The organism is Pseudomonas sp. PA15(2017) (assembly GCF_001945395.1).
GTDB lineage: Bacteria > Pseudomonadota > Gammaproteobacteria > Pseudomonadales > Pseudomonadaceae > Aquipseudomonas.
Genome location: NZ_MSXV01000044.1, coordinates 147,073 through 163,090, shown reverse-complemented (window position 1 = coordinate 163,090; position 16,018 = coordinate 147,073). Strand labels below are relative to the sequence as shown.

Genomic DNA, 16,018 nt, shown 5'->3' with positions numbered 1-16,018 from the left:
GCAGGCCAACGCGCGATTGCCCGCAGGCGCCAGGGTCTGTTCCCGTTTCACGCACGCTCGCGCTGAAACGGGAACAGACCCTAGGTTGCGGCGTTGGTCTGCTCATCGATCAGTGCGCGCCGGTCACGCGACGCAATAACTGGGCGCTGGCCTGCGGGTCGTCGCTCAGGGCCAAGTTGCCCAGCGACACCACGCCGACCAGGCGCTTGTCGCGGTCGAGCACTGGCAGGCGCCGCAGCTGGTTTTCGCCCATGTTGCGGGCCACCTGGCGCACATCCTCGTCTTCGAAGCAGTAGCGGATCTCGCCGCTCATCACCTCGGAGATCGGCGTTTCGCCCGGCATCCCGGTGGCCACGGCGCGCACGGTGATGTCGCGGTCGGTGATCATGCCGACCAGGCGGTCGTCCTGATTGACGAGCAGCGCACCGCAATCGATGCGCGCCATCATGGCGGCGGCTTCGTGGATGGTTTGGCTGGGCGTGATGGTCTGTACGCCGCGAGTCATGATATCGCTGACTTTCATGCTGGCCTCCTGGCGATGGTCGCCGTGGTTCAGCGAGGGGCCCGGGCGCAGCAGGCGCGGGGGCATCGTTAAATTCCGACTGGAACGGCGAGTGGGCGGTTCAAGGTTTTTGGTCGCCGTGCGGCGGGTTCAGAGCAGCGAGCGCAGGTAATCGCCGAAGCCGCCGCGGGCGCGGCAATCCAGACGGGCACTGGTATACACGCGCGGCAGCGAGCTCCAGGCGATGTGCGCGCCGATGCGCTCGAAAGCGGCGACCAACTGCACGTCCTCGTCGACGACGATGTTCTGGAACCCCCCGGCGCGGTGGTAGGCGGCTGCGCTGAACGACAGATTGGCGCCGTGGATGTGCCGATGCCCGTCGCGATCCTGGTAAGCGCTCAGGTAACGGCGCTGTACGCCGCTATCCAGCTCGCCCCATTCAGCGACTTCCACGGTGCCGCAGACCATGTCGGCCTGCAATTCGCGCTGGCGCACCAGCCAGTCGGCGGCGACCCGGCTGTCAGCGTCGGAGCAGGCGATCCACCCCGCGCCGCGCTCGAGTTGCCAGGCCACGCCGGCGGCACGCGCCTGGCCGACGTTGCGCGCCTGCAGTGCGAGGCTTGCGACCGGGTAATTGGCGACCAGGTTGGCCGAGCCGTCGCTGCAGCTGTCGAGCACCACCAGAATGCGTACCGGCTGGTCGAGCGCGGGGTGAGCGGCAGCTTGGAGCAGGGCGTCGAGGCAGGCGTCCAGGCTCTGTTCCTCATTATGGGCGGGAATGACGACGCCGATCACGCCAGCGGCTCCTGTGTGGTTTCCGGCGCCAGGCCCTCGCGCTGGGCGACCGACATGGCTTCGGTGCCCCACACTTCGAGCAGCAGGTCGGCATCTTCATGACGCAGGAGGCGCGGCAGACCGAGGCGTTCGTGCAGACGCTGATGAACCTGATCGCCGCTCAACGGGCATTCGTCGATCGGCCAGCGCCAGTGGCAGGCCAGCAAGTTGCCGCCAGTGTTGAGGGCGGCGCGGGCGCAGTCGATCAGGCGATCCAGATCCTGCGCGTCGAGGTAGTAGCACAGCTCGCTGAGCACGATCAGGTCGAAACGCCCGGCCGGCCATTGTTCCGGCAGGCGGGTTTGCAGCAGGCGCACGTTACTGCGGTGAGCTAGGCGGTTGCGCGCCAGCTCCAGGGCGATCGCCGAGGTGTCGCTACACAGCAGCTGGGTGCAGCGTTCGGCCAGGCGTACGCTGAGCTCGCCGTTGGCGCAGCCCGGCTCGAAAATGCTGCCGTAGTGGCTACGCGGCAGGGTGGCGAGGGTCAGGTTGCGCTTGCGCTGCTCGTACCAGCGCTCGCGAAAGGACCAGGGGTCTTCGCTGCTGCGGTAGAGGTTCTCGAAGTAATTGTCGGCGACGCTCATAGAAACACCACCTCGAAAGGCTGCTGCAGACGCTCCACCGCCGTGCCGGAAAGCACTGCCTCGTGGCCGTTATCGGGGTCGTCGTAGAGCTGGCTGGCGAAGGCCTGGATGGCGTGGCGCTTGCGCGCCTGGGCCCACTTGTCGAGCTGCACCTTGCGCGCGCGCTCCCACGGAATGCGCGGGTCCTCGGGGCTCGCCCAGTGCCAGGCCCAGATCGGAATCTCGTGGGCACGGGCGCCGCATTCCAGTGCGGCCATCAGGGCCGCGCGGCCAACGGCCTCGTGGTCGGCATGGCCGTCCTCGCGCCAGGTGGCGAATACCACGTCGCTGGGTTGCAGGTAGGTCTTGAGAAATTCGCGCAGCTGCACTTCGCAAGCGCCCACGCCAGTATCGGGAAAGCCGCCATGCACCCATTGCACCTGATTGAGCGGCAGGCCGAGGCGTTTGAGGGCATCGGCACTTTCCTGGGGGCGCACGATGCTCAGGCGTTGCGGTGTCCAGTGGTTCGAACCAGGGTGGCTGGCGGCGCCATCGGTGACCGAGATCAGCAGGATTTGCCGCTGCGCCTGGGCCAGCAGTTGCAGCAGGCCGCCGCTGCCGAGGATTTCATCGTCCGGATGGGGGGCTATGATCACCGCCCGACAGCCTTCGGGCACCAGCTGCGTGCAGGTGATATCGGCCACCTGGGCCAGGCGCCGGGAGGCCCTCCAGGCTTGCGGCGAGGTGCCCTGGCCCTGAATCGGATTGGTGTTCATAGCATCCAGCTCTCTTGTAGTTGGCGGGCTGCGAGCACACCGAGGGCCGCCAGGTCGCGCTCGGCATGGCTCTGGCGCAGAAACACCGGCAGGTCGGCCAGCAGCCTCGCCAGCGCGGCGTCACGGCAATAGGGGGCGGCGCCAAGGGCACGGCCAACGTGCTCGATCACCTCGGTCGCGCGGTGCTCGACGATGGCGCGCACGCGGCGTACCGGTAGTTCGGCGTCGGCTGCCGGGTTGGCGTCGATCCAGGCGGCGCAGTCGCGCAGGGCGCTGGCAGCGGCGATGAGGGCGCAGTCCACATGGCCGAGGTGGGCAAGGGCGTGGGGCTCGTCGCGTTCGCTGCAGTGCCGGCGCAGCGCTTCGCCCAGGCGGCCCGCGGCACCGTGCCAGCAGGCTGCGATGCCCGCGCCGCCTTGCCAGAAACCGGGCCTGACCAGGTAGCCGCCCGGCGGACCGATCAACTGGCCACGGGCCTCGTCGAAGCAGATCTCGACGCTTCCGGTGGCGGCCATGCCCACGGCCTGCCAACCGTCGTTGGTGACCTGCACGCCGGGCTGTCCCAGGGCGACGGCCACCAACTGCTGTTCACCGTCGGTATTCCATGCGGTGAGCAGGCCGTGGCTGAGCACCCCGGCGCCCGAGCACCAGGCCTTGCGGCCATTCAGGCGCACGTTGCCGTGGTGCTGCTCGGCAGTCAGGGTCACGCGGGCCTGGGGCGGCTCAGCGGCCCACATGCCCCAGGTGGTCTGGTCGGGTATAGGCGCATCGAAATGCGCGAGGATCGCCAGGGCGTCGGTGTGACCTTCATAGAGTTTGCACAGGCTCAGGTCCCATGCGGCGACCGTGGCCAACGCCTGCCAACGTTGCAGGGTGTGGCCACCGCCGGGTTGCGGTAATTGGTCGAGGCCCGCGGCGCACAGCCCTTGCAGGGCGTGGCCGAGGGCCTCGGGGTGATGCAGGGTCGGGTGCGGCCACTCGTTCAGCAGGGCGCCGAGGCGTTCCAGCGAACGGGTGCCGCCCCCGGTCATGCCACTTTTTCCTTTTGCAGCTCGAACAGCACCAGCGAGCGGTGGGTAACGATGAATTCGTCACCGAACTGGAACACTTCGTCTTCTTCCGGCTCGTCGGTGCGGTTGGTGTCGAGCATGCACGTCCAATGGCTGCCCTGGGCAACTTCCGGCAGGCGGAAATTGACCACATCGTGGTGCGAGTTGACCACCATCAGCAGCGTTGCGTCGGCACCGCTGCGGCGGATGCCGGTCGGCTGGGCGCGACCATCGAGCAGCATGCCCATGCAGCGGGCATGGGGGTCGTGCCAGTTGTCCTCGTTCATCTCCTCGCCACTGGGCGCCAGCCAGGTGACGTCCTTGATGCCCAGCTCCTCGTTGAAGGCGCCGACGAAGAAGCGGCCACGACGCAGGATCGGGTAGTTCATGCGCAGCTTGATCACCCGGGTGACGAACGCCTGCAACTGCTTGCCACGCTCGCTCAGGTCCCAGTTGATCCAGCCGATCTCGCTGTCCTGGCAATAGGCGTTGTTGTTGCCGTGCTGGGTGCGTGCGAACTCGTCGCCGGCCACCAGCATTGGCGTACCCTGGGCGAGGATCAGCGTGGCCATGAAGTTGCGCATCTGTCGCAGGCGCAGGTCGTTGATGGCCTCGTCGTCGGTCGGGCCTTCGACGCCGTGGTTCCAGGACATGTTGTTGTTGCTGCCGTCCTGGTTGTTCTCGTCGTTGTCCTCGTTGTGCTTGTCGTTGTAGGAGACAAGGTCATTGAGGGTGAAACCGTCGTGGGCGGTAATGAAGTTCACCGACGAGAACGGTCGGCGACCACGCTGGTTGTACAGGTCGCCCGAGGCGGTCAGACGGCTGGCCAGTTCGGCCAACTGGCCTTCGTCGCCCTTCCAGAAGCTGCGCACGTTGTCGCGGAACTTGTCGTTCCACTCCGCCCAGCCCGGCGGGAAACCGCCGACCTGATAGCCGCCAGGGCCGCAGTCCCACGGTTCGGCGATCAGCTTGACCTTGCTCAGCACCGGGTCCTGACGACAAGCGACCAGGAAGCTGTGGCGTTCGTCGTAGCCATCGTGGTGGCGAGCGAGAATGGTCGCCAGGTCGAAGCGGAAGCCGTCCACGCCCATCTCGGTGGCCCAGTAGCGCAGCGAGTCGGTGACCATCTGCAACACGCACGGGTGGCTCAGATCCAGGGTGTTGCCGGTGCCCGAGTCATTAATGTAGTAGCGTTTGTCATCAGGCATCAGCCGGTAGTAGCTGGCGTTGTCGATGCCGCGCATGGACAGGGTCGGGCCCAGCTCGTTGCCTTCGGCGGTGTGGTTGTAGACCACGTCGAGAATCAGCTCCAGGCCGGCATCGTGCAGGTGCGCGGCCACTTCCTTGAATTCGTTGATGTGGCCGCTGGCCAGGTAGCGGGGGTGCGGGGCGAAGAAGCCGATGCTGTTGTAGCCCCAGTAGTTGTTCATGCCCTTTTCCAGCAGGTGCTGGTCGTTGACGAAGGCATGCACCGGCAGCAGTTCGACCGACGAGACGCCGAGCTTGCGGATGTGCTTGATCACGTCGGCGTTCATCAGGCCGGCGAAGGTGCCGCGCTTGTCTTCGGCCACCGACGGATGACGCATGGTCAGGCCGCGCAGGTGGGCTTCGTAGAACACCGTCTTGTCCCAATCCACGCGATGATTGCGATGCTTGCCCCAGGTGTAGGCCGGGTCGATGACCTTGCACTTGGGCACGAAAGGCGCGCTGTCGCGCTCGTCGAAACTGAGGTCGCCGTCCGGGTGACCGATCTCGTAGCCGAACAGCGCTTCGGACCACTTCAACTCGCCCACCAGCTGCTTGGCGTAAGGGTCGATCAGCAGCTTGTTGTGGTTGAAACGGTGACCCGCTTCCGGCTCGTAGGGGCCGTACACGCGGTAGCCGTAGATCAACCCTGGATGGGCATCGGGCAGGTAGCCATGCCAGATCTCGTCGGTGTACTCCGGCAATTCGATGCGCTCGATTTCTTCCAGGCCATCAGGGTCGAAGATGCACAGTTCGACCTTGGTGGCGTGAGCCGAGAAGAGCGCGAAGTTGACGCCCAAACCATCCCAGGTCGACCCCAACGGAAAGGGCTGACCTTCGGTTATACGCGAGCGTGGTTGACTCATTCTGGGTGGCTCCTGGTATCAGGCCTTGGGCTTCTTGGCGGCAGGCTTGGCGGTGGTGCTGGGTTTGGCCTTGGCGGGGGCCTTGGCCGGTTTGAGCAGGGCAGGTTTCTCGGCGTCGGCCTTGGGCGCTGCCTTGCTGGTGCGGGGTTTGATCGGTGCGGCAGGGGCCGGCTCGCCAGCGGCGGCCTTGGGCTTGCTCACGCGCTTGGGCGCGGTCTTGCCAGGCGACTGCTCGGCGTCGACCAGCTTGGTGGCCATTTCCCAGTGGCGTTTGGCCTGACCGTGGGGTTTCCCTTCGGATTCCCAGATCTGGTAGGCGAACTCACGGATGCGGTCTTCTTTTGCGCTCATGGGTGTGACTCCTGAGATTGACTAGTGGCGATCAGCAGATTGACGGGGATATCGCGCAGCACATCGCATAGCGCGAGGTGACCGCTGGTGGGCAGTGGGTGGGCAGGGTCGAACGCGCTGCGCAGGGGCCTGTCGGCGAGCACGGCGGGCAGGGCGATACGGGTGTCGCCCCATTGGTCGGCGGCGATCAGCGGCATGGCGCTGTCGCCCAGCAGTTTGGCGCTCAGGCGCGGCACCACGACGATGGCGTGGTCCTCGCCATGGCTGCGCAGAAAGGCGACGACCCGCTCGGCATGCTCACCCTCGACCTCGAGCGGCTGGTAATCGCCTTTGGCGAACAGCTGCGCGTGATGCTGGCGAGCCTGCAGGGTGGCGGCGATCAGCGCCTGCTTCACCTGGCCGTCGTGCCAGTGTTCGAGTGCCTGGGCGAGCACTTGGCCACCGGTCAGGGCCTGGCTGCGCGCGGCGAAATCCACCGGGCGGCGGTTGTCCGGGTCGACCAGGGAGAAATCCCAGAATTCGCAGCCCTGGTACAGATCGGGCACCCCGGGCACGCTCATGCGCAGCAGGCTCTGGGCCAGGCTGTTGAGGGCGCCGGCAGGCGCGATTTCGGCAGCGGTGCGGCAGATCTCGGCGCGCAGTTCGCGACCCTCATCACTGCCGAGCAGTGCCTGCAGGTAGTGTCGGCAAGCCTGCTCGTAGCGTTCGTTGGGGTTGCTCCAGGTGCTGCGCAGCTTGGCCTCGCGCACGGCTTTTTCCTGCCAGGCGCCGAGGCGCTCGGTGAGGCTCTGCAGGCCCTCGGTATCGTCGGCGTGCAGATCCAGCGGCCAGCAGGCAAGCAGGATCTGCAGCAGCATCAGCTCGTCACCAGGCGAGGGCGCCAGGCCGTCATCCAACTCAGCGCGCAGCGGCGCAGCCCGTTCGCGCCAGTGCTGGCAGCGCTCGGCGAACCATTCGGCGCGCTCGCTGAGCACGGTCAGGCGCGCGCGGGTGTCTTCGCCGCGCTTGTGGTCGTGGGTCGCGGTGGTCAGCAGGTTGGCTGGGAAATACCGGGCCCGCTCGACGCAAGCCTCATGAAAGGCCTGCACCGGTGCGCTGAACTGTTGTGGGTCGAAGCCCACGTCGTTACGCGACAGCAGCACCGCACTGCGGTAGCAGGCGGTGTCTTCCACGGCCTTGGCGGCGGCCGGAGAAGTGAGTTGCTGAAAACGTTCGATCATCTTCGCCCGGCGCTTGCGCTGTGGGCTCGGTGGCAACTGCGACAGCGCCTGGCCGCCGAGCCAACTGTCCAGATGTTCGAGCAGCGGCCAATCACCTTCGGCCAGCGTCGTGCGGGCGCCTTCCAGGGCCTGGTCGAATACCGCCTGGTCATTGGCGCTACGCCCGGCGGCCGACACGTAGGTGCGGTACACCGAAAAATGAGTGATCAGCTCCAGTAGCGCGCGGCGGATGGCACCCAGGGTCAGGTCGCGGGTGGCGATGTCATCACGGGCAACGAGCAGCAGGCCCTGGGCCAGCGCTTCCAGGTCGCCGGCCAGGGAGGTGGTCAGCACCAACTGGCGAGCCTCGCGTACCTCGGCCATGAAGTCGGCTTCACGGCCGCTGGTTTCACTCCACAGCTTTACCAGCAGCGGTTCGCCTTCAGGGGCGTGCTGCAACAGCGACACCTGGTTCATGAATTCGTAGCCGGTGGTGCCGTCCACACCCCAGTCGCGGGGTAGCTGTTCACCCTCGCCGAGAATCTTCTCGACATAGATCGGGAAACGACCGCCCTGCAGATTCGCCGGGCGTTTCGGCAGCAGCCGTTCCACGCGGCGGCGCAGCTTGCGGCAGTAAGCGCGAGGGTTGGCGAGGCCGTCGACGTGGTCGATACGCAGGCCATCGACCAGGCCTTTCTCGATCAGCTCGAAAATTTTCCCGTGGGTCGCTTCGAACACGTCGTGGCGTTCGACCTTGAGGCCGCCCAGTTCGTTGATATCGAAAAAGCGCCGCCAGTTGATGTCGTCCGCCGCGGTGCGCCAGCTGGCCAGGCGATAGTGCTGGCGCTCGAGCAACTGGTGCAGCGCTTCGACATTCTGCCCCTCGCTGGGCCGCAGGCTGGCCAGGGCATGCTCCACGGCATGCCCGGCCTTGCTGGCCAGGGCAACCAGCTCGCGAAACAGCGCACGGGCCTGGCGCTGGCCGTCGGCACCGTCGTCCAGCGCGGCGAAGCGCTTGCCCAGTGCTTGCAGTTCAGGGTGGCCGCTATGCTGCAGTACGTCGCCGTAGGTCGGCGGATTGAGCGGAAAGCGGTGATCGTAATGCTTGGCGTAAAGCAGGCCGCGTTCGCCATCGAAGTGCAGTTCGATTTCGCCGGCTGCCAGCACTTCGCCGTAGTCGCTGCGCAGGAACGGCACCAGCAACTGGCCGCGTAGCAGCGGGTCGTGGGACTGCCAGTGGATGTCGAAGAACTTCGCGTAAGGGCTGCTGGAGCCCCATTCGAGCACGTCCAGCCACCAGGGGTTGGCATCGCCGCCCACTGCCATGTGGTTGGAGACGATATCCAGAATCAGCCCCATGTCTTTGCCGCGCAGGGCGGCGATCAGGCGTTCGAGGGCCGCTTCACCGCCCAGTTCGGGGTTGACGCGAGTCGGGTCGACCACGTCATAGCCGTGCATGGACCCGGGCCGCGCGGTGAGCAGCGGCGAGGCATAGATATGGCTGATGCCCAGGCGCGCGAAGTAGTCGACCAGAGGCACGGCATCGTCAAGGGTGAAGCCCTTGTGAAACTGCAGGCGAACGCTGGCGCGTAACTCAGTCATGGCCGAGGCCCTCGGCCAGGTTGCGGGCCCACTGCAGGCGCTGCAGGCGATGCGCGACTGCCGGGGCGTCGAGCATGCCATCGGCAGGTTCCGCCCAGCGGCGGCGCCAGTTGGGGTGTTCGTCACCGGGGCCTGGCAGATTGGGCTGCTCGGTGGCGGCTAGAGCATCTTCCAGCGGCAGCAGCACCAGTGGCGCTGGAGTGCTGCCGATGAAGGCGATGCTGGCGTCCAGTTGCTGGCCGTCATCCATTTGTTCGGCGGTGGCGTGGCCGTGGTCGTGCAGGGCCTGGTGCAGTGCTCGGGTTTCCTGGGCGCGCAATTGATGATCCTGTCTGGTGTAGTCGTCGCTGCGGTGGCCCGCAGCCTGGCGCCAATGAATGTCGCGGGAGGCGAGCCAGCCGCGGATGCTTGGCAAATCATGGGTGGTGGTGGTGGCCAGAGCGTCGCGGGGCCAATCGCCCGGCGCATGGAAGCGGCCGTCGCTTTGCTCGAAGAGCAGCACGCGCATGCCAAGAATGTTGCGTGCGGCCAGCTCATCGCGCAGGCCGTCGGGCACCGTGCCCAGGTCTTCGCCGATGATCAGCGCGCGGTGGCGCTCGGCCTCCAGGCACAGCAGACGCAACAGGTCCTGGGACGGATAGTTGAGGTAGGCCCCAGCGGAAGAGTCCTCGCCCTCGGGGATCACCCACAGACGGCGCAGGGTCATCACATGGTCGATGCGCATGCCACCGGCGTGAGCCAGGTTGGCGCGCAGCATTTCGATGTAGGCGCGAAAGCCGTTCTGTTGCAGCCCCTGGGGAGAAAACGCCGACACGCCCCAGTTTTGCCCCGAGCGGTTGAGGATGTCCGGTGGTGCGCCGACGCTGACCGACTGCAGCAGTTCGGCCTGGCGGCCCCAGGCCTGGCTGCCGGCGGCGTCAGCGCCAACGGCCAGGTCGGCGATCAGGCCGACCGCCATGCCGGCTTCACGGGCAGTCGCCTGCGCGCCATGCAGGCAGCGGGCGACCAGCCATTGGGCGAAGGCGTGGAATTCGATCTCGTGCTGATGGCCTTCGCAGAACTGTTCGACCGCCGCACTGGCCGGGTCGCGATACTGCTCGGGCCAGGCCCGCCAGTCGACCGGCAGGCCGTTGAGGTCCATGAAGCCGCGCAGCGCCTCGAAGCGGCAGTGCTGGCGCAGGGCCTCGCCACCGGCCTGGCGAAAGGCCTCGAAATCGGCCTGCAGCGGATGGATGCTGACGGCGAAATCGGCATGCAGCTGCCGCAGGATCTGCATGCGCGCACTGGCCACGCCCGGCCAGTCGATCAGCTCCAGGCCTTCCAGGCGCGCCAGTTCGTCGGCCAGCCCGCACGTGCGAATGGCCTGCTGAACCGCCGCCTCGCCGAGCACGCTGGCCGGTGCAGCGTGCAACACGTTGAAGAACAGGCGGCTGGAGGGCGAATAGGGGCTGTAGGTGTGCAGGTTGGCGCTGAACATGGCGTGCATCGGGCTGATCGCCACGGCATCGGCGCCGCGGGCCGCCGCGCTGCGCACCAGGGTATCCAGCGCCTGGGTATCGCCCAGGCCGCCGTCTCCCGGGCGGCGCAGCGAGTACAGTTGGGCGCTGAGACCCCAGATCTTGGCGTCGGCACGGTTGGCCAATTCGGCGACGCTCGGGCAGGCGGCAGGCGCCACGGCGAGAGTCACTTCGCCGCCCGCAATGCGCAACTGGTGGTAACCGGTGGTGCCGATCACCGGCAGGCGGCCGCTGTCGTCCAGCCGGCCCTCCAGGCGTTCGCCCTGTTCCAGCTCGACCTCGAAGGGCGTGCCCGGCGGGAAATAGCGGGTCAGATCCAGGGCCTGTTGCTGGTCGAGGGTGACCAGTGGGCCGAGGGCCAGGTTGTTCTGGCGGTGCTGCAACTGCGCCAGGCTGGCTTCTATCTGCTCGTCGTCAGCGGCGGGGTAGCCGAGGGCGTCGAGTAGGCGGCGTTGATGCTCGGGCTTGACCGATTGGGCGTTGCCGTCGGCATCGATCCAGTCGACGCTCAGGCCCGCAGCCTTGCTCAGTTCTGCCAGGCGTGGATCGCTCATTGGGCGCCCTCCAGCGAAACGCGCACGCTGCGCGGCGGCAGTTGGTCGCCGCCAGCACGGTAGCTGAACAGCTGGCGGGCGCCTTGCGGCGTCGCTGCCTCCACCGGCTCGCTGCCCAGGTTCAGGGCGATATGCAGTACCTGGCCGTCGCCAAGTTGCCAGCTGGCAGCCACTGCGGCGTTGCCGAGCACACGGCTCTCCAGGGCGTGGGTGCCGGGCAGGCGCGGCACGATGTGCTGGTGGCGCAGGCTCAGCAGCTCTCGATAGAACGCCAGCCAGGCCTTGCCATCTGCGGTATCGCGGTTGTGGTAGTCGGGCGTCGAGGTCTCGAAGGTGCTGGGGTCGTTGGGCGCTGGAATGGCCTGGCCGGAGAATTTGGAGAAATCCTTGAATTCGTTCTGGCGGCCCTTGCGCACCGCTTCACCAAGTTCGTCGTTGTGCGAGGTGAAGAACTGGAATGGCTGCTCACTGCCCCATTCCTCGCCCATGAACAGCAACGGAATCATCGGGCTGAGCAGCAGCAGGGCGGTAGCGCTCTTCAAGGCATCGTCCTCGGCCAGCGTACGCAGACGCTCACCAACGGCACGGTTGCCGACCTGATCGTGGTTCTGCAGGAACAGCACGAAGGCGCTGGGCGGCAGATGGCCACTGCTGCTGCCGCGCGCGGTACCGTGGCGGGTGGTTTCGCCCTGGTAGATGAACCCGTCGCGCAGGCAGCGGACGAGCTTGTGAGTGGCATCGGTGGCGAAGTCGGCGTAGTAGCCTTCATGTTCGCCGGTCAGCAGGTGATGCAGCACGTTATGGCCGTCGTCGTTCCACTGGGCGGCGAAACCTTGTTGCAGCAGCTCGGCGTCGTTGTTCTCGTTTTCCAGCACCAGGTGCAGATGGCGCGCGGCGGGAATCGAGGCGTGCAGCCGTTCGGCCAGTTCGAGCAGGAAGTCGCGTTCGCCAATGGCGTGCACGGCGTCGAAACGCAGGCCGTCGACCCGGTAGTCGTGCACCCACATCAGGGCGTTGTCGATAAAGTAGTCGCGCACCTGGCGGCGACGAAAATCGATGGCCGGGCCCCATGGCGTGTGGACGTCTTCGCGAAAGAAATCACTGGCGTACTGGCCCAGATAATTGCCGTCCGGGCCAAAGTGGTTGTACACCACGTCGATGAACACCATCAGGCCCAGCCCGTGGGCGTGGTCGATCAGGGCGCGCAACTGGTCCGGTGTGCCGTAGGAAGAATCCGGGGCGAAGGGCAACACGCCGTCATAACCCCAATTGCGGCTGCCTGGGAATTCGCCCAGGGGCATCAGTTCGATGGCGGTGACGCCCAGGTCGGCCAGCCCCTGCAAGCGCGCCTGCGCGGCCTGGTAACCGCCCAGGGTGCCCACGTGAACTTCGTAAAGCACCGTTTCCTGCCAGGGGCGTCCCTGCCAGTCATTAGTGAGCCATTGATAGCGGGATGGATCGGCTACGCGGCTGGGGCCATGCACGTCGTTGGCCTGCCAGCGTGAAGCGGGGTCGGGCACCAGCAGGTGCTCGTCGATCAGATAGTGATAGTCAGTGCCCGCCGCCACCGGGAGGTTGGCGGTGTACCAGCCGTCGTCGCCGGCCGTCATTGCATGTTGGGTGCCTTCTTGCAGCTTTACCGCGACTTTTTTGGCGTCCGGCGCCCACAGTGCAAAGTGGGTGTGACCGTTATCGTCCGGCCAGGCGCCGTGTCTTCGTTTTTCATCTGCCATCACACAAGTTTCCCGCCCGATATCTTCGCTGCCACCAGCTTGCGATACAGCGCGGCATAGGGCTCCACGGACTGCTTCCAGTACAGCGGCGCGGCCATGGCATGGGCACGCATGGCGTTGAGCAGCTCCGGGTTGCGGTGGATCGCCATGGCGCGGCGCACGGCGGTCAGGTAGCTGTCGCTGCTCGGCTCCTTGAACAGGAAACCGTTGACGCCGTCTTCGATGGTGTCGGCGAGGCCGCCGGTAGCGCGGGCGATCGGCAGCGAGCCGAAGCGCTGGGCGTACATCTGGCTGAGGCCGCAAGGTTCGAAACGCGACGGCATGAGCAGGAAGTCGCTGCCGGCGAACATGCAGCGGGCATCCGCTTCGTTGAAGCCGACGTTGGCGCCGACCTTGCCCGGATGGCGACGCGCCAGCTCACGGACGGCTTCCTCGAGGTGCTCCTCGCCACGGCCGATGATCGCGATGCGACCACCTTCGGCAACGATGGTGTCGGCGATCTCCAGGGTCATGTCGATGCCTTTCTGCTGCACCAGGCGCGAAACCACGGCGAACAGCGGGCCATCGCTCTGCTCAAGACCGAACATCTGCTCGACGTGACGGGTGTTGGCGCGCTTGCCTTCCCAATCGTGGGCGTCGAAGCCCTGTACCAAGTGCGGGTCGTTGACCGAATCCCAGCTGTCGTCGATGCCGTTGGGGATGCCGCTGAGCTGGTTGAGCTGCACCTTGAACTGCAGCATGCCTTCCAGGCCGCAGCCGAATTCCGGGGTGGTGATCTCACGGGCGTAGTTCTCGCTCACCGTGGTGACGTGATCCGAGTACACCAGGCCGGCCTTGAGGAACGATAGGCGACCATAGAATTCCATGCCCTGGTGGCCACAGGCCGAGGAGGGCAAACCCAGCTCCGGGCTGCATTCCAGACTGCACAGGCCCTGGTAGGCGAGGTTGTGGATGGTGAATACGGTTGGCGTCTGCAAGCCGCGCCAGCTCATGTAGGCGGGCGCCAGGGCAGCGGGCCAGTCGTTGGCGTGAACCACTTCCGGGCACCAGCTCAGGCAGGCGGTGCCGGCGGCGATCTCGGCGGCGGCCAAGCCGAGACTGGCGAAACGGATGTGATTGTCCTGCCAGTCGCGACCCTGGGCGTCGCCATACGGCGTGCCATCGCGATCGTAAAGCTCGGGGCACATGAGCACGTAGACGATCAGCCCGTCAGGCAGCGTCATGCAGCCAATGCGAGCGGGGGGCAGGGCGGCGTGGCCCGGCACGCTGCCGACGTCGCGGATCGCGTGACCGCTTTGCAGCACCTGGCGATAACCGGGAATCAGCACGCGCACGTCGTGATCGGCGTTCATCGCCCGCGGCAGCGACGCGGAAACGTCACCCAGGCCGCCCACCTTGATCAGGTCGGCCAATTCGGGGCTGACGAAGAGAATTTTCTTCTTGGCCGCGTGCAGGTTGGTAATGGTGTTATGTGGCTTGAGGGATGTTTCTACCGATATTGCTTGATCGAACCGTGTTACCGCAACAGCGTTTCCCATACCATCCTCCGCTCGATTCTGTCCTTGACTCGTAAATAATTCGTTCGCTTGCACGCCGACGGGAATAGGCCGCCTGTCTTTCCAGTTGATTGCCGTGTCGGGGCAGGAGGAAAAGCTGCTTGCTGGTGATTAATTCCCACCTTGTTGATGACCCAGCTCGCGAATAAGAAGTTTCGCCTATTTTCACCAGGCTGCCCGGTCGTCAGGGAACTACTGCGCGGCAACAGGTTTTCGCTACCAATGGCCTATAAGTTGTGAGGTTTCGACTGCGATAGGCGATTTGCGACGCAGGTTTGATCTGCCCTGATGCCCCTCCAGAAGGGGCTTTCGGGTGTTTGGGTTGGCGCGGGGCGACGAGCGGTCATGTCTGCCCCGGCTGGCGTACCCGTCCCTCGGCTGGACAACGCTTATACAACTATCGGCGAAATTAAACGGGCGGAAAGTTGCATCTATTTTTATCGTTCGAACGCTCAATTAAGTTTGCTGTTTTATTGTTCGACAATCCGTTCGATATTCGTGACGGAAGTAAAAGTGCCACCATCGTTCTGTTAATCACGACGGCCAATAAGAGGCTTGGAAATAAAGAGTTTTTTCCGGGGCTAGCGTTTCGTTCAGCCAATCGGCTGTTGCAGATCGTGAACGACCGAGGTGGGCCGGCGGTGGCATCAGGGTTCTGGTATTGTTGCCTGGCCCTAACCTGCGCACTCCGGCCATGAACCTCGACACCCGCATCAAATTTCGCCACCTGACCTGCTTTCTCGAGATCGCCCGGCAACGCAGCTTTGCCAAGGCCGCCGATGCCCTGGCCGTCAGCCAGCCGGCCATCTCCAAGACGGTGAAGGAACTGGAAGAAATCCTCGACGCATCGCTGTTCGAGCGCGGCAAAGCGGGCGTCAGCCTGACCACGGCCGGGCTGGCCTTCATGCGCTACGCCGGCCCCTGTGTGCAGGCGCTGCGTGATGGCGTGAACAGCCTGCGCAGTGGCGAGCACGATGCCGGGCAGGTACGCGTGGGCGTGCTGTCCACCGTGGAGAGCCTGCTGATCCCAGAAGTGGTGCGGCGCCTGCACGAGCGCCATGCGGCGCTGGTGGTCAGCGTTGCCACTGGCCCCAGCGCCTACCTGCTGGCGCAACTGCGTGTCGGCGAGCTGGACCTGGTGGTCGGCCGTATGACCGACAGCCCGGAGATCCAGGGCCTGACCTTCGAGCATCTGTACAGCGAGTCGATGAGCCTGGTGGTGCGGCCCGAGCATCCGTTACTGGCCGCCAGTGATGCCGGCCTCAGTCAATTGGGTGACTACCCCGTGGTGCTGCCATTGGCCGGCACCACCATCCGCCGTTACGCCGACAGCCTGTTCGTACAATGCGGCGTGGCCCAGCCGCGCCAGCGCCTGGAAACCCTGTCCCCGGCGCTCAGCCGCCGCTACGTGCAGCAGAGTGATGCCGTGTGGGTCGCGCCGCTCGATGCGGTGCGCCTCGACCTGGCGAACGGCGACCTGGCCGAACTCGCCCTCGGCATCCGCGAGCCCGGCGGTTCGGTCGGCATCTGCAGCAACGCCACGCTGCCGCTGTCGTTGGCGGCCCAGTGGTGTTGCGAGACGTTGCGGGAGTTGGCGGCGGAGCGCAACGCCGAACCGTCCGCATCCGCCTGAGCGCCCCAGCGATTATCTGAACTCCCAGCGTCGCCTCG

General features: G+C 65.8%; 12 protein-coding genes. 1 reads left to right on the top strand and 11 read right to left on the bottom strand.

Going from position 1 to position 16,018, the window contains the following annotated elements:
• Window positions 1–109 precede the first annotated feature (109 nt).
• From BVH03_RS14525 to glgA, 11 genes are all read right to left on the bottom strand, one after another.
• The gene (locus BVH03_RS14525) at window positions 110–523 is read right to left on the bottom strand and encodes a CBS domain-containing protein (RefSeq protein WP_075961912.1); all 414 of its coding nucleotides are present in this window, start codon (window positions 521–523) and stop codon (window positions 110–112) included.
• A gap of 129 nt (window positions 524–652) precedes the next feature.
• Window positions 653–1,297, bottom strand: coding sequence for a glycosyltransferase family 2 protein (locus BVH03_RS14520; RefSeq protein ID WP_075961822.1), 645 nt, complete (start codon window positions 1,295–1,297; stop codon window positions 653–655).
• Window positions 1,294–1,920 carry a class I SAM-dependent methyltransferase gene (locus BVH03_RS14515; protein WP_075961821.1) on the bottom strand — a complete coding sequence of 209 codons (627 nt, stop codon included), beginning with the start codon at window positions 1,918–1,920 and terminating at the stop codon, window positions 1,294–1,296. Before BVH03_RS14515 ends, BVH03_RS14520 begins: the two co-directional genes overlap by 4 nt.
• Window positions 1,917–2,675 (bottom strand): PIG-L deacetylase family protein, encoded by a 759-nt coding sequence (locus BVH03_RS14510; RefSeq protein ID WP_075961820.1) that lies wholly within the window; start codon window positions 2,673–2,675, stop codon window positions 1,917–1,919. The genes BVH03_RS14515 and BVH03_RS14510 overlap by 4 nt, the downstream gene beginning before the upstream one ends.
• Window positions 2,672–3,706 (bottom strand): acyl-CoA dehydrogenase family protein, encoded by a 1,035-nt coding sequence (locus BVH03_RS14505; protein ID WP_256574707.1) that lies wholly within the window; start codon window positions 3,704–3,706, stop codon window positions 2,672–2,674. Before BVH03_RS14505 ends, BVH03_RS14510 begins: the two co-directional genes overlap by 4 nt.
• The gene (gene glgX / locus BVH03_RS14500; RefSeq protein ID WP_075961819.1) at window positions 3,703–5,835 is read right to left on the bottom strand and encodes a glycogen debranching protein GlgX; all 2,133 of its coding nucleotides are present in this window, start codon (window positions 5,833–5,835) and stop codon (window positions 3,703–3,705) included. Before glgX ends, BVH03_RS14505 begins: the two co-directional genes overlap by 4 nt.
• Window positions 5,836–5,853: 18 nt before the next feature.
• On the bottom strand, window positions 5,854–6,186 hold the full coding sequence (locus tag BVH03_RS14495) for a DUF2934 domain-containing protein (RefSeq protein WP_075961818.1): 333 nt from the start codon (window positions 6,184–6,186) through the stop codon (window positions 5,854–5,856).
• On the bottom strand, window positions 6,183–8,987 hold the full coding sequence (locus BVH03_RS14490) for a malto-oligosyltrehalose synthase (protein WP_075961817.1): 2,805 nt from the start codon (window positions 8,985–8,987) through the stop codon (window positions 6,183–6,185). Before BVH03_RS14490 ends, BVH03_RS14495 begins: the two co-directional genes overlap by 4 nt.
• Window positions 8,980–11,058 (bottom strand): 4-alpha-glucanotransferase, encoded by a 2,079-nt coding sequence (gene malQ / locus BVH03_RS14485; protein ID WP_075961816.1) that lies wholly within the window; start codon window positions 11,056–11,058, stop codon window positions 8,980–8,982. The genes BVH03_RS14490 and malQ overlap by 8 nt, the downstream gene beginning before the upstream one ends.
• A complete protein-coding gene (gene treZ / locus BVH03_RS14480) occupies window positions 11,055–12,791 on the bottom strand; it encodes a malto-oligosyltrehalose trehalohydrolase (RefSeq protein WP_075961815.1) in 1,737 nt (578 codons plus the stop codon). Before treZ ends, malQ begins: the two co-directional genes overlap by 4 nt.
• Window positions 12,791–14,329 carry a glycogen synthase GlgA gene (gene glgA, locus BVH03_RS14475; protein WP_075961814.1) on the bottom strand — a complete coding sequence of 513 codons (1,539 nt, stop codon included), beginning with the start codon at window positions 14,327–14,329 and terminating at the stop codon, window positions 12,791–12,793. Before glgA ends, treZ begins: the two co-directional genes overlap by 1 nt.
• A gap of 712 nt (window positions 14,330–15,041) precedes the next feature.
• Between glgA and pcaQ the strand changes: the two genes are divergently transcribed.
• On the top strand, window positions 15,042–15,980 hold the full coding sequence (gene pcaQ, locus BVH03_RS14470; protein ID WP_075961813.1) for a pca operon transcription factor PcaQ: 939 nt from the start codon (window positions 15,042–15,044) through the stop codon (window positions 15,978–15,980).
• Window positions 15,981–16,018: the final 38 nt, after the last annotated feature.

Bases quoted from the DNA above. Each gene is read 5' to 3' on its own strand.
- malQ (WP_075961816.1), bottom strand. From the start codon at position 11,058: ATGAGCGATCCACGCCTGGCAGAACTGAGCAAGGCTGCGGGCCTGAGC.
- BVH03_RS14490 (WP_075961817.1), bottom strand. From the start codon at position 8,987: ATGACTGAGTTACGCGCCAGCGTTCGCCTGCAGTTTCACAAGGGCTTC.
- BVH03_RS14510 (WP_075961820.1), bottom strand. From the start codon at position 2,675: ATGAACACCAATCCGATTCAGGGCCAGGGCACCTCGCCGCAAGCCTGG.
- pcaQ (WP_075961813.1), top strand. From the start codon at position 15,042: ATGAACCTCGACACCCGCATCAAATTTCGCCACCTGACCTGCTTTCTC.
- BVH03_RS14515 (WP_075961821.1), bottom strand. From the start codon at position 1,920: ATGAGCGTCGCCGACAATTACTTCGAGAACCTCTACCGCAGCAGCGAA.
- BVH03_RS14495 (WP_075961818.1), bottom strand. From the start codon at position 6,186: ATGAGCGCAAAAGAAGACCGCATCCGTGAGTTCGCCTACCAGATCTGG.
- BVH03_RS14525 (WP_075961912.1), bottom strand. From the start codon at position 523: ATGAAAGTCAGCGATATCATGACTCGCGGCGTACAGACCATCACGCCC.
- glgX (WP_075961819.1), bottom strand. From the start codon at position 5,835: ATGAGTCAACCACGCTCGCGTATAACCGAAGGTCAGCCCTTTCCGTTG.
- treZ (WP_075961815.1), bottom strand. From the start codon at position 12,791: ATGGCAGATGAAAAACGAAGACACGGCGCCTGGCCGGACGATAACGGT.
- BVH03_RS14505 (WP_256574707.1), bottom strand. From the start codon at position 3,706: ATGACCGGGGGCGGCACCCGTTCGCTGGAACGCCTCGGCGCCCTGCTG.
- glgA (WP_075961814.1), bottom strand. From the start codon at position 14,329: ATGGGAAACGCTGTTGCGGTAACACGGTTCGATCAAGCAATATCGGTA.